16 protein-coding genes are annotated in these 19155 nt (G+C 48.6%); 10 read left to right on the top strand and 6 right to left on the bottom strand.

Features of this window, described 5'->3' with window-relative positions:
- Positions 1 to 13 precede the first annotated feature (13 nt).
- The 4 genes from F6I03_RS02785 to F6I03_RS02770 form a co-directional block, all read right to left on the bottom strand.
- A complete protein-coding gene (locus F6I03_RS02785; RefSeq protein ID WP_070430285.1) occupies positions 14 to 838 on the bottom strand; it encodes a pyruvate, water dikinase regulatory protein in 825 nt (274 codons plus the stop codon).
- Positions 835 to 1467: a CBS domain-containing protein gene (locus tag F6I03_RS02780; protein ID WP_070430284.1), complete on the bottom strand. Its 633-nt coding sequence runs from the start codon at positions 1465 to 1467 to the stop codon at positions 835 to 837. Before F6I03_RS02780 ends, F6I03_RS02785 begins: the two co-directional genes overlap by 4 nt.
- Before the next feature lie 30 nt (positions 1468 to 1497).
- Positions 1498 to 4137: a pyruvate, phosphate dikinase gene (gene ppdK / locus F6I03_RS02775; RefSeq protein ID WP_070430283.1), complete on the bottom strand. Its 2640-nt coding sequence runs from the start codon at positions 4135 to 4137 to the stop codon at positions 1498 to 1500.
- 267 nt (positions 4138 to 4404) lie between these two features.
- Positions 4405 to 4839, bottom strand: coding sequence for a GNAT family N-acetyltransferase (locus F6I03_RS02770; protein WP_070430282.1), 435 nt, complete (start codon positions 4837 to 4839; stop codon positions 4405 to 4407).
- Positions 4840 to 4992: 153 nt separating this feature from the next.
- Here F6I03_RS02770 and F6I03_RS02765 point away from each other — a divergent pair, with 153 nt between their 5' ends.
- Positions 4993 to 6567, top strand: coding sequence for a peptide chain release factor 3 (locus F6I03_RS02765; RefSeq protein ID WP_070430281.1), 1575 nt, complete (start codon positions 4993 to 4995; stop codon positions 6565 to 6567).
- A 79-nt stretch (positions 6568 to 6646) separates the two neighbouring features.
- Here F6I03_RS02765 and F6I03_RS02760 read toward each other — a convergent pair whose 3' ends face one another.
- A complete protein-coding gene (locus tag F6I03_RS02760; RefSeq protein WP_070430280.1) occupies positions 6647 to 8893 on the bottom strand; it encodes an ATP-dependent Clp protease ATP-binding subunit in 2247 nt (748 codons plus the stop codon).
- Positions 8894 to 9249: 356 nt separating this feature from the next.
- On the opposite strand from F6I03_RS02760, the gene F6I03_RS02755 reads away from it, so the two are divergent.
- The 5 genes from F6I03_RS02755 (at position 9250) to thrB (ending at position 13977) form a co-directional block, all read left to right on the top strand.
- Positions 9250 to 9516 carry a phosphocarrier protein HPr gene (locus F6I03_RS02755; protein WP_070430279.1) on the top strand — a complete coding sequence of 89 codons (267 nt, stop codon included), beginning with the start codon at positions 9250 to 9252 and terminating at the stop codon, positions 9514 to 9516.
- Between the two features lie 413 nt (positions 9517 to 9929).
- A complete protein-coding gene (locus F6I03_RS02750; protein WP_070430278.1) occupies positions 9930 to 10157 on the top strand; it encodes a YkuJ family protein in 228 nt (75 codons plus the stop codon).
- 96 nt (positions 10158 to 10253) lie between these two features.
- Positions 10254 to 11807, top strand: a complete 1554-nt coding sequence (locus F6I03_RS02745; RefSeq protein WP_070430277.1) for a Mur ligase family protein — start codon at positions 10254 to 10256, stop codon at positions 11805 to 11807.
- Between the two features lie 3 nt (positions 11808 to 11810).
- The gene (locus F6I03_RS02740) at positions 11811 to 13091 is read left to right on the top strand and encodes a homoserine dehydrogenase (RefSeq protein WP_070430276.1); all 1281 of its coding nucleotides are present in this window, start codon (positions 11811 to 11813) and stop codon (positions 13089 to 13091) included.
- Positions 13092 to 13101: 10 nt separating this feature from the next.
- Positions 13102 to 13977 carry a homoserine kinase gene (gene thrB / locus F6I03_RS02735; RefSeq protein ID WP_070430275.1) on the top strand — a complete coding sequence of 292 codons (876 nt, stop codon included), beginning with the start codon at positions 13102 to 13104 and terminating at the stop codon, positions 13975 to 13977.
- 63 nt (positions 13978 to 14040) lie between these two features.
- Here the strand turns inward: thrB and nagB are convergent, their stop codons facing one another.
- Positions 14041 to 14748, bottom strand: coding sequence for a glucosamine-6-phosphate deaminase (gene nagB / locus F6I03_RS02730; protein WP_070430274.1), 708 nt, complete (start codon positions 14746 to 14748; stop codon positions 14041 to 14043).
- Between the two features lie 202 nt (positions 14749 to 14950).
- Here nagB and nagA point away from each other — a divergent pair, with 202 nt between their 5' ends.
- The 4 genes from nagA (at position 14951) to pfkB (ending at position 19137) form a co-directional block, all read left to right on the top strand.
- Complete coding sequence (nagA, locus tag F6I03_RS02725; protein ID WP_070430273.1) at positions 14951 to 16099, top strand: N-acetylglucosamine-6-phosphate deacetylase; 1149 nt, start codon at positions 14951 to 14953, stop codon at positions 16097 to 16099.
- A 26-nt stretch (positions 16100 to 16125) separates the two neighbouring features.
- Positions 16126 to 17193 carry an alpha/beta fold hydrolase gene (locus F6I03_RS02720; protein ID WP_070430272.1) on the top strand — a complete coding sequence of 356 codons (1068 nt, stop codon included), beginning with the start codon at positions 16126 to 16128 and terminating at the stop codon, positions 17191 to 17193.
- Between the two features lie 262 nt (positions 17194 to 17455).
- Complete coding sequence (locus tag F6I03_RS02715; RefSeq protein ID WP_141752296.1) at positions 17456 to 18214, top strand: DeoR/GlpR family DNA-binding transcription regulator; 759 nt, start codon at positions 17456 to 17458, stop codon at positions 18212 to 18214.
- Entirely contained in the window at positions 18211 to 19137 is a 927-nt protein-coding gene (gene pfkB, locus F6I03_RS02710) for a 1-phosphofructokinase (RefSeq protein ID WP_070430270.1), read from the top strand. The genes F6I03_RS02715 and pfkB overlap by 4 nt, the downstream gene beginning before the upstream one ends.
- Positions 19138 to 19155: the final 18 nt, after the last annotated feature.

The following is a 19155-nucleotide window of genomic DNA, read 5'->3' as shown; positions in this document are numbered from 1 at the left end:
GTAAGGCGCTTCTTTATCTCGATTGGGGATAGGGATTCTGGAGTAGGTTTTCGATTTCAGAACCGCTCTCTTCAATGGACTTGTATTCAATCGAAATTTCTTGGACGCCCAGTTCTTGGTAGATGGTCCGGGCATGCTGGAGTTCTCGCTTGATGCGGTCTAACTGGCTATAGGGAGCTTCTCCGGTCAGACCGAGGTCCTTGAGCCGGTGGGTCCGCACGTTGAGGATATAGCGGGGAGATGCGATAAGCCCAAAGAGCTTACGGGGCGCTATTTGATCTAGGATTTCCGGCAAGCGGACTTCTGGCAGTAGGGGGAAGTTAGCCACCTTCCAGGAATGGTTGGCCAGATACATGGAGAGGGGTGTTTTACCTGAGCGTGAAACGCCGAGGAGGATAATATCAGCGTCGAGCAAGCTCTTCTGGCTTGATTTGCCGTCATCATGCTTAATGGCATATTCCATGGCCGCCATTCGGTTGAAATAGTCTTGGTTGACCCGGCGTTGGGCTCCGATTTCTTGACTCGGAGCGAGCTGGGTGCTTTGGCTGACCTGGTCAATCATTTCTTGCATGAAATTAACATAGGCTAAGCCATGCTCTTGGGCATAAGCGCGGGCACAGAGGTCTAAGCCTTGGTTGACAAAGGTTGCCGCAAGGAAGGCATCTTCTCGCTTAGCGTCCCCTAGGATAGGAAGCAGGTCCTGGGTCTCCTGGATGAAGGGGTAGCGTTTGATCTGCGGCTTGAGCTCGCTTTGGAATTGGGCAAGAACAGCCTGGGCCATCAGCCGGGCACTTTCGCCCACTGCATCAGAAAGGATATAGATGTTTTTGTGTATCATAGGTCTTCCTCGCTAACTAGGGATTGAACAAATAGACGGACGAGATGGGTTTTTGATAGTTTACCCAGAATCTTAAAGTGCTTGAGGTCCTCGACGACAGGTAGGGAGTCGACCTCGTGCTTGACCAGGATTTTGGCTGCCTCAATTAAGGGCGTATCAGCACAGGTCACCAAGATATTGGGCATCCGAGTCATGATCACGGCCAGTGCGGTGCCAGCTTGGTCTCCGCTCCCTAGACTTGCTCTTAAGAGGTCCTTACGGGAAACAATTCCTAAGAGTTCTTGGTCTTCTGGAAGGCTGACGTAGAGAGAACCTGAATCATAGAGAAAGAGCAGGGTGATAGCTTCCTGAACCGAGGTGTCCGGGCTGACTTGGATGGCAGATCCCATGATATCAGCGACTGTCAGGTCGGCGAATTGGTCGGCCCAGAGAGGTTCAATATTTTCTCCCGTATAGAAGTAGCCAATCTTAGGTTTAGCGTCCAAGATGCCGACCATGCTTAGGACAGCAAGGTCACTACGCAGGGTTGACTTGGTAAGCTGGAAGTGGTCAGCAATGGCATCGGCCGTGATGGGCTGTTTCTTCTTAACGATTCGTATAATTTCCTCTTGTCTTTGGCTAAATTTCATGCATCTTCCTCAATTTCTAATCGATAGCTTCTAGGCTGGCTTTGGTCGGTTTGTAAGATGGGCCTGGGCAGCTGCGAGTTGGGCAATGGGCAGGCGGAAGGGGGAGCAAGAGATGTAATCGAGTCCAATCGCGTCGAAGAAGGCGATGGAAGCAGGATCTCCAGCAACTTCACCACACACGCCAATCGGAATATCTGCCTTGCTTGATCGCGCTTTTTGGCAGGCCAGTTCCATCAGGGCACCCACCCCGTCCTGGTCTAGACTTTGGAAGGGGTCCTTGCTGAGGGTCCCATCTGCCAGGTATTGGTGGATGAATTTGCCCGCATCATCTCTTGAATAACCGAAAGTCATCTGGGTCAGATCATTGGTCCCAAAGCTTATAAAATCGGCTTCTTGGGCAATCTGGTCAGCTGTCAGGCAAGCCCTTGGAATCTCTATCATTGTACCAATTTTGTAAGATAAAGTCATCTGCTCTTCGGCGAGATAGGCTGCAGCTGTTTTTTCAAGCCTATCCTTTAAAGTTTTCAGTTCCTTTTCTAGACTGACCAGGGGGATCATGATTTCAACTTGTAAGTCGTGACCGCTGGCTTTCTGACTGGCCAAGGCACCCGCTAGGATGGCATGGACTTGCATGTCATAGAGCTCAGGATAAGTCATGGCCAGCCGGCAGCCCCTGTGGCCTAGCATGGGGTTGACTTCCTTGAGTTGCTGGATACGGGCTTGGAGCTTGTCTTCGCTGAGACCAAGAGACTGGGCGACACTCTGAATTTCATGCCCGGCTTGAGGTAGGAATTCATGGAGGGGCGGGTCGAGCAGTCGGATGACCGTTTTTTGCCCCTGGCTGAGGTCAAAGATGGCCTTAAAGTCCGCTTCTTGGTAGCCTGCAATCTGGTCTAGGGCAGCCTGGCGGTCGTTAGCCTTGGATGAGAGGATGAAGCGACGGATCTCGCGGAGCCGTTCAGCCTGGAAGAACATGTGCTCCGTTCGTACCAAGCCAATCCCTTGGGCTTTGAAGTCGAAGCCTGTTTGGATGTCTTGGGGTGTTTCGGCATTCATGCGCACGACTAGCCGGCTTTCTTCCCTAGCCCAGGCCATCAGACAGTCGAAGTCTGCTCCGGTCTTGCTAGGACTTGTGGGGACTTGACCCAGGTAGACCCTGCCTGTATTCCCATCGACTGAGATTTGGTCACCTTCCTCAAGGGTCAGTGCTCCACAATGTAAGCGGCCTTGTGCCTCATCGACGGTTAGGTCATGGCAGCCGGTCACACAGCACTTGCCCATGCCCCGGGCCACGACCGCTGCATGGGAGGTCATGCCACCATGGCAGGTCAGAATGGCTTGAGCAGCAGTCATTCCTTCAATATCTTCGGGCGAAGTTTCTTGGCGGACTAGGATACAGGGCTTGCCAGCTTGGGCCCAGGCTGTAGCCTGGTCTGCGGTGAAGACGATAGCTCCGCTAGCTGCTCCAGGACTAGCCGCCAAACCGGCTTCCGACAGGAGCTCAGCCTGGTTTAGGTTTTCTGCGCTGAAACTTGGGTGGAGGATTTGGTCAAGGCTCTTAGCATCGACTTGTTGGAGGGCTTCTGCCTTGCTGATGACGCCCTCTCTAACCAGATCAACAGCAATTTTGACAGCAGCCTTGGCCGTCCGCTTGCCATTGCGTGTTTGGAGGAAGTAGAGTTTGCCTTCTTCAATAGTGAATTCAATATCTTGCATGTCACGGTAGTGGGCCTCAAGCTCCTGGGCTAATTCTTCAATTTCTTGGTAGAGATTTGGAGATTTTTGAGCAATTTCAGAGAGGCTTTGGGGGGTTCGTATGCCCGCAACGACATCTTCTCCCTGGGCGTTGACCAAGAATTCGCCAAAGAGGGCCTTGTCACCTGTTGCTGGATGGCGGGTGAAGAGGACGCCTGTTCCTGAATTTGGCCCTAGGTTACCAAAGACCATTTCTTGGATATTCACAGCTGTTCCCAGGTCATCTGGAATATCATGGAGTTGACGGTAGACTTGGGCGCGTTTATTGTTCCAAGATTTAAAGACTGCTTCCACTGCATCATAAATTTGTTGGTGGACATCTTGGGGAAAGTCAAAACCCAACTCCTTGAGATAAATCGCCTTGAAGTCTTCTACCAGGGATTTGAGGGCTTGAACGCTGAGTTCATAATCAGCGCTTACACCTTCTTGGCGCCGGGCCTGGCGGAGACGTTCTTCGAAGATCTGACTATCCAGGCCATATACCACATCAGCATACATCTGCAAGAGTCGGCGGTAGCAGTCATAGGCAAAGTGGGGGTTGTCGCTTATCTGGCCTAAGACCTCCACATTGACATCATTTAAACCGACGTTCAGGATGGTATCCATCATGCCTGGCATCGAGATTTTAGCCCCGCTGCGAACAGAGACCAGTAAGAGTCGGTCTTGCCCATTAAATTCTTTTTGGCTTTGCGCTTCCAAATTTTGGATGGCCGCTTGAATATCTGCCTTCAATTCAGGGCTCAAGCCCGATTCTGAATGTTTTAGATAGTCTAGGCAGGCTTGGGTCGTGATGGTAAAACCTTGGGGCACGGGGAGTCCCAGGCGGCAGAGTTCGGCTAAATTAGCTCCTTTGCCGCCAAGCAAAGTACGCATCCCAGCATGGCCTTGGGCGAAAGCATAAACATTTTGTGACATGGTTGCCTCCTTTGAGTCCTAAGTGATACGTCACAAAGAGTATATAATGCATCATATATAATTGCAAGCGCTTTTTTTGCTTGTGAATGGGAAGGAGTTTAAGGCCAAGGCTTTAAAACAACCTGTTAGACTTCTCTGATTTTATTATTTCACAAATTTGAATCAATAAGCTGTGCAATAAATGATATATGATGCATTATATAAAAATTGAAATAAAAAAACAGGAGAGTCTTTGTTCAAGGACTTTCCTGTTCTAATTTCCTATGCTTAGTCTAAGTTAAGGCGCATTTGGAGGTGGGGGATGCCAGCTTCTTCGAAGTAGTCGCCTTCAGCTTGGTAACCGCAGAGCTGGTAGAATCTTTCCCGGCCTGCTTGAGCGTGGAGGATGAGGTGCTTGAAGCCCATTTCTTGGCTATAGCGGCGGCATTCTGCCATGAGGGCCCGGCCGATGCCGCGTTCTCTCTTCTCGCTTAAGACAGCGACCCGCTGAATCTTAACCTCTTCTTGAGAGAGGGGGAGGAGACGGGCACAGGCCAGGGGCAGACCATCTTGGTAGGCGACGAGGTGGCTGGCCCCTTCTTCCAGGTCATCGATTTCTAGTTCTGGGTCAATGCCTTGTTCCTCGATAAAGACCTGCTGACGGATCTTCAGGGCATCTTGGTAACTTGGTGCATTCAAATCTTGAGTCCATTTAAATATCATGCGAATCTTTCCTTTTTTTGTTTTATTCTACCACTTAGCTGAGCCTAAACCTAGGTCCGAGCTCATAAAATATCTAGCGACTATTATTTTACTTGTTTGGAAGTTATGATAGAATGAGGGGATGTAAAAAACAGCTAGTGTTAAATATAAAGGATGAAGAAGATGAATCTTAAAGAAGAAGTTCAAAAACGGCGCACTTTTGCCATTATTTCCCACCCAGATGCGGGGAAAACAACGATTACAGAGCAACTCTTACTCTTCTCTGGGGCCATCCGCCAAGCCGGGACGGTTAAGGGGAAGAAGACCGGCCAGTATGCCAAGTCGGACTGGATGGATATTGAAAAGAAACGGGGCATTTCGGTTACCTCATCCGTTATGGAAGTCGACTATGATGGCCACCAGGTCAATATCGTTGATACCCCTGGGCACGAAGATTTCTCTGAAGATACCTACCGGACCCTGATGGCCGTGGATGCTGCCGTCATGGTCATCGATTCCGCTAAGGGGATCGAACCCCAGACGAAGAAACTCTTCCAGGTTTGTGCCATGCGGGGCATTCCTATTTTTACTTTTATGAATAAATTAGACCGGGATGGCCGGGACCCCATGGACTTGGTAGCTGAGCTAGAGGATATTCTAGGCATTGACGCTTATCCCATGAATTGGCCGATAGGTATGGGTAAAAGCCTGGAAGGGATTTATGATATTTACAACCAACGGATCGAACTTAACCATCCTGAAGCTGATGATCCCTTCCTGGCCTTGGATGAATCCGGGGACCTGGCCCAAAGCCATCCTATCCAATCCTCCATCTTCTATGAAGAAGCCTTGGAGAATGTGCAATTATTGCAGGAAGCCGGCAATGACTTCGATAAAGAAGCTATCGAAAATGGGAAGCTCACTCCCGTCTTCTTTGGTTCGGCGCTCACAGGCTTTGGCGTCCAAACTTTCTTAGATAGCTTTGTTGACTTTGCCCCTGCTCCTGGCCCAGTAGAGAGCCAAGATGGGGAAGTCATCAGCCCGCTCGATCCTGACCTATCTGGCTTTATCTTTAAGATCCAGGCCAACATGGATCCCCGCCACCGGGACCGGATTGCCTTTGTTAGGATCTGTTCGGGGAGCTTTGAAGAAGGGATGTCGGTCAAGTTAGCCCGCAATGATAAGAAGTTGAAGCTGAATAATACGACCCGCTTTATGGCTGATAGCCGGGAGAATGCCAGTGACGCGGTAGCAGGGGATATTATCGGACTCTATGATACTGGTAATTTCCAAATTGGAGATTCGATTTATTCCGGCAGTCATAAGGTCCAATTCAAGCCCCTGCCTCAGTTTACACCCGAGCTCTTTATGAAGGTGACGCCAAAGAATGTAATGAAACAGAAATCCTTCCACAAGGGAGTAGAGCAGCTGGTTCAAGAAGGAGCCATCCAGCTCTATAAGACCTGGTTTACGGAAGAATATATTTTGGGGGCAGTGGGTCATTTGCAGTTTGAAGTTTTCGAAGACCGACTCAAGAATGAATATAATTCAGAAGTGATTATGTCTTCAATGGGTTCCAAGACTGCCCGCTGGATTGATGAAGAGGACCTCGATCCCAATATGTCCTCTAGCCGTAACCTCCTCTGCAAGGACCGCTACGGCCAACCTGTCTTCCTCTTCGAAAATAATTTTGCTGAACGCTGGTTCCAAGACAAGTACCCTGATGTCGAGCTCAAGAGCTTACTCTAATCCTAGGCTTCAGCAAGCAAAAAAAAGAGCAGTCCCATGAATTTGGGATTGCTCTTTTTCAGGTTAAGCTAGGCAATACTTAATTGTCGTTTGTTTCTTCAGCCTTGGCATCGGAAGTCGGTTGATTATCTTCATTGAGGTCACTGACAACAATCTTGTTTTGGTCATCGAGGTCAAAGCTAATGTCATGAAGGTCAGGGTGCTTGAGATAGGTATCCGCTATTTGGTCTTCAATCTGTTCTTGGAGAACCCGACGGAGAGGGCGGGCACCGAGTTTGGGATTGTAGCCAAGTTCTACTAACTCATCTTTAGCTTCTGGACTCACTTGAACTTGGATGCCTTGGCCCTTGAGCAAGTTGTTCATTTCCTTGATCATGAGGTCAACAATCACAATAAGTTCTTCCTTGGTCAGCGGTTCAAATTCCACGATGGCATCAAAACGGTTGAGGAATTCAGGTTTGAAGTAGTCGTCCAACTTATCGAGGACGGTTTTGGTCTTGCCCTGTTGACTGGCTGCGAAGCCCACGCTGGATTCCACTCCGGCAGATCCGGCGTTGGAAGTCATGATGATAATGGTGTCTTTGAAGGAGACAACCCGGCCTTGGGAATCGGTTAGTCGGCCATCATCCATAATCTGCAAGAAGAGATTGAGCACATCAGGGTGAGCTTTTTCAATCTCATCGAGAAGAATGAGAGAGTAAGGGCGGCGACGCACTTGTTCGGTCAAACGTCCTGCTTCTTCATAGCCCACATAGCCCGGTGGTGAACCGATCAGCTTGCTGACACTGTGTTTCTCCATATATTCACTCATGTCAAAGCGAACCATGGCTTCTCGGCTACCGAAGAGCTCACGGGCTAATTGACGGGCTAGCTCGGTCTTACCGACGCCAGTAGGGCCGACAAAGAGGAAGCTGCCGATAGGACGTTCGCCAGCGCTGAGGCCTACCCGGTTGCGTCGGATGGCCCGGCTAACTGCTTCAATGGCTTCGTCCTGGCCAATGACACGGGCTTGCAAGTTTTCTTCTAAGTTAATCAGCTGGTTTTGCTCTTGTTCTTGGAGGTCAGAGACAGGGATCCCTGTTTTTTCTTCGACAATCGATTGGATGTCCTCGACTTCCACCCGAGGGCGTTTCTCAGGGACATCGACGTGGTTCTTGCGCATTTCTTGATATTTAGCTAATTGGTCACGGTAGTAGGCCGCTTTTTCATAGTCTTCAGCTTCGGTTGCCATTTGCTTGAGCTCGTCCAACTGCTTGATTTGCTTGTCTAAGGATTCCAAATCGACAAAGGGGATGGTCAAGTTCTTGCGGGAACCTGATTCATCCAAGAGGTCAATGGCCTTGTCTGGTAATTGACGGTCTGTAATGTAGCGGTCAGACAAACGGACAGTGGCTTCAATAGCTTCTGGGCTATAGATGACATTGTGGTATTTTTCATATTTGTCTGTAATACCTTGGATGATTTTTAGGGTTTCTTCTACACTGGGTTCTTCTACATAAACAGGTTGTAAGCGGCGAGCCAAGGCCCCATCTTTTTCAATTTGTCGGAATTCATTGAGGGTGGTTGCCCCAACTAATTGAAGTTCGCCACGGGCTAGGGCAGGTTTGAGGATGTTTCCGGCATCCATCGATCCTTCGGCACTGCCAGCTCCAACAATTTCATGGATTTCATCGATGAAGAGGATGATGTCATCATTGGCACTGACTTCTTTGATCAATTGTTGCATCTTTTCTTCGAATTGGCCACGGACGCCGGTTCCTTGAACTAAGGAAGCCACATCTAAAGAGATGACTTCCTTGTTTTGTAATTTTTCAGGGACTTCTTTAGCCACAATTTTTTGGGCAAGACCTTCAACGACTGCGGTTTTACCCACACCGGCTTCCCCAATTAAGACGGGGTTATTCTTTGTCCGGCGGTTGAGAATTTCAATGACCCGGCGGATTTCTTGGTCACGTCCAATGATCGGATCAAAGTGGTCGTTTTTGGCCAGGTCGGTCATGTTGGTCCCGTAGCTTGCGAGCAAGCTCTGGTCATTAGCGGTTGTTTGCCCTTGGCCAGCACTGAAATTAGCGAAGGGATTCTGTCCTTGCCCCGAGCTCGCTTGGAAACCGCCAGAATTTTGACGTAAGTTCCTAAAGATATTATCGAGGTCATTCCAGGGCAGGTTTTGATTGTTAGTTGTTTGTTTATTTGTATCTTGGGAGTTGCCATCATTGATGACTTCGCGGTAACAATGCTGGCAGAGGTTGATGGCTTGGCGCTTGCCGTTCACGTTAGCATACATATGGATAGCGGCTTGGCGCTTGCCACAGCGTTGACAAATCATAAGGTCACTCCTTTATCTCTACACATATTTAGTCAAGGCTATTTGACCAATATTGACTATACCCTTATTATACATTGACCTTTACTGACATTCAAGTCTTAAGCCTCAAATACCTGGCAAAAAATGTATAAATTATCTATCAAAAAATAACCCTATGAATCTGCTAAGAAATTAACTAAAAGCTTGCATAAAAAAACTGATAGCGGTATCATATGGTTAAGTAATCTTTACTACAGGCCCTTGTTTCAAGTGCGCAAACGTGGTAAATTATTATTTAGGAGTATGTTCATCTCTTCGGAGGATGAGTATTCTGCTACGAAGTGAAGTGAATAATATAGATTAAGGAGATAATTATTATGCAAAAAGAAACTTTCAATATTACTGCTGAAACTGGTATCCACGCACGCCCTGCGACATTGTTAGTACAAACTGCTAGCAAGTTTGAATCTGAAATTAACTTGGAATATAAAGGTAAATCTGTTAACCTAAAATCCATCATGGGCGTTATGTCTTTAGGTGTTGGTAAGGGAGCAGATGTTGAAATTACTGCTGAAGGTAGCGACGAAGAAGAAGCTATCGCAGCAATTAAAGAAACAATGACAAATGAAGGTTTGTCTGAATAATTAAAACAATGACTAACCGGTGTTCGCACCGGTTATTTTTTTTGAGAATATGCCAAGCTGATTCGTCTTAGAGGACTATGGGGGCTAGGGATATAGGCAGGCGGTCGGGACAATTTCAAAAAGAACTTTCAAAATAAGCGCGATCAAAAACAGGGTCTGGGACTTTTCTCCTAGGCTCTTTTTTGACTTAGTGAGCCTGAACTTAGGGAATTTTTCATGCTTTGTTGAAGAAGTCTTTAGGAGACTGTGCTAGAATAAAGTTAAGGGTTTATAAGTAAGGCCATTCCAAGCTAAGAAATTAAGTAGGAATTGGGGAATAATTGTTCACAGATGCCTAGAATTAGTGTACAATTTTAGCTAAGTTACTTTATGTCTGATAAGGTAATTTTGGATATAGTGAAAGGAGTTTTCTGATGAAAACATCACAATTACAAGCAATTCTTAACCGTTTAGAAGCCATGACGGCAGATGATTCTGAGATTGAGGTAAGACGCTTCGAATTTGAAGGGCAAGAACGTTGTCAAGTTCGCTATGATCGCGAAACTGAGAGCTTCGAATTGCAAGACCATACAATTAATGAAAGTTTCCAATTTGACGATATTGATTTAGTCGCCATTGAAATCTTTGAATTGTTGCAATAAGACGAAATCCGATAATCAGCACGGTGTTGCTGAGGCGCTGGGTCGTGTTTAGCACGGCTCTTTTTTTGAAGCGAATAGGAAGGGTGAAGAGCTGTAGTGAAAGCAAATAAATTGGATAGTCTAGCAGAGCTATTAGCAAAAGCAAATGAAATCGTGGATATGAATTGGCCAGGGGACCTAGAAGTTAAGCAGCTGAGCTATGATTCTAGGGAAGTTGAGCCAGGTTGCTTGTTCTTTTGCAAGGGGGCCCAGTTTGATCCAAAGTTTCTTGACCAGGCTAAGGCTAAGGGAGCAATTGCTTATCTGGGGGAAGCGATTTATCCTCAAGTTGACCTTCCCTACTGCCAGGTACGCGATATCCGCCGGGTCATGCCCCTGCTAGCTGATGCCTTCTATGATTCGCCCTACCGAGCCTTTGAACTGATCGGGATTACAGGGACCAAGGGTAAGACCACAACGACCGCCTATCTCCATGCCATGCTCGATGCTTACCAGGAGGAGAAAGGCCAAGCGCCAACCGCCTTTCTCTCCTCTAACCGTTTCGATGATGGTATCGACAGCGGGGCTTCTCAGCTAACGACCCCTGAATCCCTGCCCTTGTTTAGGCACTTTGACCATGCTCGGCAGAGCCAACGTGCCTTCATGACCATGGAAGTCTCTAGCCAGGCTTTAAAATACCGCCGGGTGGACCAAGTGGTTTTTGATGTGGCTGCTTTCTTAAATATTTCCAGAGACCATATCAGTCCTAATGAGCATCCGACTTTTGAAGATTATTTCCAAAGCAAACTTAAAATCTTCGACCAAGCCAAGTGTGCGGTGCTCGTCAAGGACAGCGATCACTATGACCGAATTCTGAAAGCTGCCCAGGACAGCCCAAGCGTTGAATCTATTATTACGGTAAGCCTTACAGATACGAGTGCGGACTATTATGCGACAGCGATTAAGGCCCAAGCTGGTGGCCAGACGTTTACCTTGCATGACCCTGAAGGCCAGCAAGAGATGACGATGAGCATGCAGGGCAGCTTCAATGTAGAGAATGCCTTAGTTGCTATCGCGATTGCTCGTCATTACGGGCTTTCTTATAGGCTAATCAACCAGGCCTTGGCCCAGATTAAAGCCCCTGGCCGGATGGAGGTCTTCCATTCAGCGGATGGCCATGTCAAGGCCATTGTGGATTTTGCCCATAATCTCTTGAGCTTTGAACAGCTTTTCCATGCGTCCAAGCAGATGTTCCCCAAGCATCGTTATCGGATTGTGTTTGGAGCGCCCGGAAATCGCGGGATTGGCCGGCGGGAAGACTTGCCTCAGGTCGCGGCTAAGGAAGCCGATGCGATTTATTTGACGATGGACGATCCGGATACGGAGTCCGTGGAAGCAATCTGTCAAACCCTCTACCAGCATGTTGTAGAGGCAGGTGGGCAGGCCAGGGTTATTTTGGACCGGCCCCAGGCAATCCACCAGGCATTTGTTGAAGCAGGCGCAGACCAAGTGGCCAATGTCGTCCTCTTAGCTGGTAAGGGCGATGAATGTTTTATGAAGGTTAATGGGAAAAAAGAAGACTATTTAGGGGACGTGCACTATGCTCAGGCTGAGCTCGAGGCCTATGACCAAGCGCAGCTCACTTCTAAATCAGAGAAAGAGGAGGACTAAAAGATGGATAAGTTATATATTGGATTATTAGGTTTAGGTACTGTAGGGGGAGGAACAGCAGAAATCCTGCTCGACCATCAGGACAAATTAAAGCGTATCCTCGGCAAAGAAGTCGTGGTTAAGGCAGCTCTCGTTAAATCAGTGGCTGATGTCTCTGGCCCACTAGCTGACCAAATTCCTCTGACAGAATCGATTGATGACATCCTGTCTGATCCTGAGATTGCCATTGTGGCTGAATTAATGGGGGGCATCGACTTCCCTAAGCAGTGTATCGAAGCTGCTCTCAAGGCTGGTAAGCATGTCGTGACAGCCAACAAGGACTTGATTGCTGTTCACGGGGCAAGCCTTAGCCGCCTAGCCCAGGAGAAGGGTCTGGATCTTTACTATGAAGCAGCAGTGGCTGGCGGTATCCCTATCCTCCGTGCCTTATCCAACTCCCTTGTCGGAGATGAATTAGTTCAAGTACGAGGCATCTTAAATGGCACCACCAATTATATCTTAAGCCGGATGACCCAGGAGGGGGCAGACTATGCTGCTGTCTTGAAGGATGCACAAGAACTCGGCTTCGCTGAAGCTGACCCAACGGCTGATGTGGAAGGCCTGGATGCGGCACGTAAGGTCGTTATCCTTACCAAGATGGCTTTTGGAGCAGAAATCAGCCTGGATGAGCTTCCTATTCAAGGGATTAGCCAAATTAAGCAAGCGGATATCCAAGTGGCCAAACAGCTCGGTTATACCATTAAATTGCTAGGGTCAACTAGCTGCCAGGATGGCCAAGTCTATGCCGAAGTGGCTCCAACCCTAGTTCCTGATAGCCATCCCCTAGCGACGGTTAATGCGGAAATGAATGCGGTTTATACGGTGGGTCAGGCGAGTGGTGAATTGATGTTCTATGGGGCCGGTGCCGGCGCCTTGCCAACTGGTTCCGCTGTCGTAGCTGATATTATCGCCATTGGTCGCAATATGAATGAGAGTACGGTGGGAGCGCCTTTCGCCCGCTTTAGTCGGGAAAGTAGCTGGTTAGCAGCCGAGGATGTGACAGGTCGGGCCTTCTTCCGCTTTAAACTGGTCAACCAAACAGGCGCCTTTGCCCGCTTAACTGAACTCTTTGCCAAGGCTAATATTAGTCTGGCCCATGTCCTCCAACTGCCTAGCGAGAGCGAGGAAGCGGAAGTAGTTGTGGTGACAGATCTCATGACCATGGCAGAGAAAGCCCACTTGCTCGAACTGGTTGAGGCTGCGGAGCAGATGGCATGTGCCGCTTCTTACAATGTTTTAGACTAGGAGGCAGACGATGACACATTTACTTGTCCCCGCTACCTCAGCTAACCTGGGCCCAGGTTTTGATTCCATTGGCGTGGCGGTGAGCCTCTATTTAAGAATCGATATTCTAGAAGCCTCCGATCATTGGTGGATTGACCATGATTTGGGAGAAGATATTCCTCATGGAGAGGATAATCTAATCATTCAAACCATCCAAAAACTGGCTCCTGAAACCCCCGCCCACAAGCTGCGGATGACTTCTGACATTCCCTCAGCCCGTGGTCTAGGTTCTAGCTCTAGTGCAATCATCGCTGGTATTGAACTAGCTGATCGCTTAAGCCATAAGGGCTGGTCGGAGGAAGAGAAGATTAACATGGCCAACGCCATTGAGGGCCATCCAGATAATGTCGCCCCAGCCCTAGCAGGGGGCTTGGTCATTGGTGTGGCCTTGGAAGCTGACCGGGTCTTGTGGACCAAGCACACCTTCCCCCATATTGCTTTTGTGGTAACCATTCCCAATAAGCAGCTCCTAACCAGCCAGGCGAGAGCTGTACTGCCTGAAAGTTTAGACTTTGCCCAAGCGGTTCGAGCCAACGGCATTGGCAATGTCCTAGCCAGTAAGCTGGCTGTCGGCGAATTGGAAGAAGCCGGCCATTTGATGGAAATGGACCTCCTGCATGAGACTTATCGCAGTCCCTTAGTTCCCGAGCTTAAGCAGGTGCGCCAGGACTTGCTTGGACAGCCCGGAGTATACGGCACCTATTTAAGTGGTGCAGGGCCAACGATCATGACCCTGGCTCACAAGGAGAATGCGGAAGCCTTGGCTGCTTTGCTCCGCCGCGACATTGAAGATGCCCAGGTTCGTGTCTTAGACCTCGATGAAGAGGGCGCCCGCTGGGTCGAATAGAATTATTTGCTAGCAAAAAAGGCGCCCAGTCATTTTGGACTGGGTGCCTTTTAAGCACTTAGTTTATTTCAAATATTTAGCAGCGGCTTGGTCGAGGATGAAGATGGCATTGGGGTGGTTTTGGAGGACACTAGCAGGCACTTCCTCTGTCACTGGGCCTTCTAGGGCCGCTTGGACGATTTTTGCTTTTTCTTCACCGAAGGCTAAGAGGATAATCTGGTCTGCCTTCATAATGCTTGCAATCCCCATACTCAAAGCCTGGGTGGGAACCTCCTCAATGCTGTCGAAGAAACGTTGGTTGGCTTCGATGGTCGATTGGGTAAGGTCAACCAGGCGGGTTAAACTGTCGAAGGAAGAGCCAGGTTCATTAAAGCCAATATGTCCATTATGGCCAATCCCTAAGATTTGGACCTGGATAGGATGTTGGTCAATAATAGCTTCATAAGTTTTGACCTCAGCTTGGGGATCCTCCGTAGAACCATCGGGGAGGTAAGAGGCTGAGAAAGGCTTAGCGTCAAAGAGTTCTTTGTGCATGAAGTAATGGTAGGATTGGGGATGGTCAGCAGCTAGGCCATAGTATTCATCCAGGTTAATGGAAGTGGCTTGGCTGAAATCAAGATCAGATTCTCTGAGAAGTTGGTAGAGTTTCTCAGGTGTTGACCCGGTAGCTAAACCAAAAACACTCTGTGGATTGGCAGTCAGTTCTTCCTTAAAGCGTTCAAAAACAGCTTGAGAAGCGCTTTCTTTGTCGGCATATACTTGGTAGGGCATGTCTAAGTCCTTCTTTCTATTTAAAGCTTTAGTCCTATTTTACCATGAATGAGCTTGAAAAAACTTTCATTCTATCTTATTAGGAGGATTTGCCTTAGCGAAAGAGGCTTGAATTTCTAGGGGGACAGAGTAAAATAGGGTCAATAAGAGCCTGTAACGGTTTCGATTGTTCTGGGCAGTGATGAGAAAGGAATGAGTAGTGATGTCAGAAATTTATAAGGCCAAGCAGGTTATCTTAAGTCATGACGAATTAGAGGATGCCTATGTTGAAGTGGCGGATGGAAAATTTGTAGGGGTGTATGACGAACTTGAGCCAGGCCGCGATTATGTCGACTTGGGCGCAGTCACCCTAGCTCCTGGTCTCTTTGACCTTCATATCCATGGCTTCTTAGGCCATGATGTCATGGATGCAGATCCTGAAGGTCTGGCAGCCATTGCGGAAGGCCTATTGAGCTGTGGGGTGACCTCTTGGTTGCCAACGACCTTGACTGCACCGACGGAAGAGCTCAACCAAGTTTGCCAGATGGTTGGCGAAAAGGCGCCTCAACTAAGGGGCGCTAAGGTCCAAGGAATTTTCTTAGAGGGGCCATTCTTTACTGAGAAGTACAAGGGAGCACAGAATCCAAATTATATGTTGGACCCAGAAATTGACCAACTGAAGACTTGGCGGAAGCTTTCCCAAGGCCTGGTTAACCGGATTGGTATTGCGCCAGAAAGGGAGGGGGCTGTCGACTTTGTCAAGGCGGCCAAAGCCCTTGGCGTCCATGTGGGGATGGGCCACTCGAATGCGAGCTATGACCAAGCCAAGGCCTGCTATGAAGCCGGGGCTGATTTCTTCGTCCATACCTATAATGGCATGTCGGGCCTCCACCACCGTGAACCTGGTATGGTTGGAGCGGCTCTCAGCTTGAAGGAAGTCTATGCTGAATTGATCTGTGACGGTTACCATGTCCATCCACGCGCTGCTCAAATCTTAGTCGACCAGAGAGGGAGCCAAGAAACCCTCCTTGTCACGGATTGTATGCGGGCAGGTGGCCTCGCTGAAGGGCCGTCTAAGCTCGGTGAATTTGAGGTTATTGTCAAGGACGGTGCTGCCCGCTTGAAAGAAGGGGGCAATTTGGCCGGTTCTATTCTGGAATTAAAAACAGCTGTCAAGCACGTGGTTGAATGGGGCTTGGCTTCCCTCCCTGAAGCTGTCCGGATGGCTTCTTACTATCCAGCCAAGTCACTAGGCTTGGAGAATCTTTGTGGACAGATTAAAGCAGGAATGGACGCTGACTTTATTCTCTTGGATGAAAACTTAGAGCTCCAGGCCACTTATCTTAAGGGAGAATGCCGCTACCAAGCCTAGGCTAAGGATAATAAAGGAGTTGTCTAATGACCATTTTCCTGTTTGTTATCGCGCTAAGCCTTCTTGCCCTCTTGCTCTGCCGGGCGATCAAAGCCCGGCTTTACCGCTATGACCTAGCGGAGGACCTGGTTCTTGCTTTGGGGCCCCGGGCTTACCGGCAAGCGGTCCAGGTGCGGGGCCAGGATCGAAGCAAGCCTCTCTTGATTTGGCTCCATGGTGGTCCGGGCGTCCCCAATCCAGCACTTAGCTATAGCTACCAGCAGCGTTTAGCCAAAGACTTTATCATCTGTTATTGGACCCAAGCTGGTTCGGGCCGGTCTTATTATTTCAATCCAGACAGAAGCCAAGAGGGGCCTAGCTTCCAAGAATTGGAAGCGAGTTTGGATGATTTGGTGGACCAAGTCTGCCAGCGCTATGGCAAGAAAAAAGTTGTCTTACTCGGGCATTCTTTTGGCTCTATGCTGGGCCTGCGCTATGCTAAGTCCCATCCAGAAAAACTCTGGGCCTATGTTGGAGTCAGTCAAATTACGGATATGATCGCCGGCGATTTCCTTATTTTGGATTTGGTTGAGGGGCAGATGAACCGTCTGGCTGACCGCCGAGCCCTAGCTTATCTAAGCCAGGCTAAGCAGGCCACCCGTCACGCCCTGCAGTCGCGTTACATCGAGGCAAAAAATTACCTAGCAGTTGAACGCTTGGCTCAAAATTACCTGCGGACAATCTCGTTGAGGGACCAAGCCAGGCTCGTATGGCAAGTTTTGACCTCGCCGGACCTCAACTGGGCTGACCTGCGTTGGTACGGGCTGATTGCTTGCCAAACGCAGCGCTTTACCCAAATCCAAGCGGACCTGATGGAAGAGGCACAGAAGATGGATTTGTCCACGATTGAGCGTTTAGAAGTCCCCCTGCTCTTAATTTCAGGAGCCTTGGACTGGCAGGCCCCTTTAGGTCAGGTTTTTGATTTCTTTGACCAGGTTCGTGCGCCCCAACAGGCCTTTCGCATGCTTCCTGGGGCAGGCCACAGTCCCTTTCTCTCACATCCTAAGCTCTTTAGCCAGTGTGTGAAAGACTTCCTCTCCTACCACTTGAAATAAGAGCTTGTGCGATAGCTCCTTCTGACTTGGATTAAGGGAGCTTGGCAAAGTTTGAAAATAATTTGTTGATAATATTCACAAGGAGACTGAAAGTTACAGTCTCTTTTTTTCATCATTTTCTTTTGCATCCGAATGAGGAATGATTGACGATGACCATAATTGATTAGTTCGGACCTTCATTATCAAAAAAAGTGATCGAATATGATCGAAAGTGATTGAAACGCTAGTTAAAACATGGTATTCTATTAAATGAGAGGGGGTGTTGAAAACGCTTGCGACAGAAAGAAGGCAACTCATAGTTGAGATGCTCAAGAAAGAAGCCCTAGTCAAGGTAACGAATTTGGTTGATGAACTCGGGGCTTCTGAGGCGACAATCCGCCGCGACTTGTCAACTTTAGAAGATGAAGGTAAGCTAACTCGTGTCCATGGTGGTGCAAGACGGCATTATTCGTTGGATAATGAGAAGTCACTCGATGAGAAGTTAAGCCAACATATCGAAGACAAAGAAGCAATTGCTAAAGCAGCTGCCGCCCTGGTTCAAGCTAAGGATATTATTTATTTAGATGCCGGGACCACTACCCTGCAAATGGTGCCACACCTCGCGGGATTAGATATCTTGGTTGTCACTAACGGCATTGAACAGGCTATGGCCTTGAATGCTCAGGCAATTGATACCATCATGTTAGGTGGCCACTTGAAGAAGAACACGCGGGCTGTAGTCGGTTCCCAAGCTTTTCAGCAACTTGCTAATTATCACTTTAACAAGGTCTTTATGGGAATCAATGCCATCCATCCCAATTTTGGGATGACCACGCCTGATGTTGAGGAAGCTAATATTAAGCAACAAGCCATCAGCCAGGGTGGCCAGGTCTATTTCCTCGCTGACAGCAGCAAGTTGGATAAGATGTCCTTTGCCAAGGTGGCTGATGCGGATACCGGAATTGTGATAACGACTGAGTTGAGCCCCGAGCTCAAGCAACAATGTAGCGAACAAATTAACTTAAGAGAGGTGAAGGGATGATTTACACAATTACTTTCAATCCGGCCGTCGACATGGTCTACCAGTTAGATCAATTAGTTGAAGGCGGATTGAACCGCTCAGCTGAAGAGAGCTTTGTGGCTGGAGGTAAGGGGGTCAATGCCTCGATTCTTCTGCGCCGCTTGGGTCACGAGAACCGGGCGACTGGCTTCCTAGGTGGCTTTACCGGTCAGTTCATCAAAGATGAGCTCCAGGCTGAAGGCATCGATCCTTACTTTATTGAGGTTGATGGTTTTACCCGGATCAATGCTAAGATCAATACTCGCCAGGCAACAGCGACTGAGGTCAATGGCGAAGGCCCACAAATTCCACCAGCCAAAAGGGAGGAACTGGCAGCTTTCTTTACCAGAGAACTCCAAGCAGGTGATGTGGTCTTCTTAATGGGGAACAAGGCCCCTGGCATGACCGCTGATGACTTCAAGCAGATTGCTGATATCTGCCTGGATAAGGGAGCACGCTTCGTCTTAGATACGAACCGTGACCTTCTAAGAGCTTGCCTTGCTTCCAAACCTTTCATTATTAAACCCAATAATGAAGAGTTGAGTGAAATCTTCAAGGTCAAGATTGAAAGTGTTGAGGACATCATCCACTACGCCAAGAAGCTGCAAGAAGAAGGGGCAGAGAATGTCCTCGTCTCCTTAGGGGCTAAGGGAGCCCTCCTAGTCGCAGCTAACGGCGAGGTTTACCAGTCTGATGTGCCGGATGGCCAAGTGGTCAACCCGACTGGAGCTGGCGATTCCATGCTGGCAGGCTTCATGGCTAAGTACTTAGAGACCGAAGACTATGCCCAGAGTCTAAAACAAGGGGCAGCGTCAGGTTCTGCCACTACCTATTCCGCAGGGATTGCAACAGCTGACAAGGTTTATGCCCTATACGAAGAAATTAATGTCAATCAAATTAAATAGAAGCATCTGAGGGGAGTT

Origin of the sequence: Aerococcus sanguinicola, from assembly GCF_008726925.1 — a bacterium.
In the GTDB taxonomy this organism is placed as follows: domain Bacteria; phylum Bacillota; class Bacilli; order Lactobacillales; family Aerococcaceae; genus Aerococcus.
Note: the sequence above shows the minus strand (reverse complement) of the source record. Positions and strands in the feature narration are given on the sequence as shown.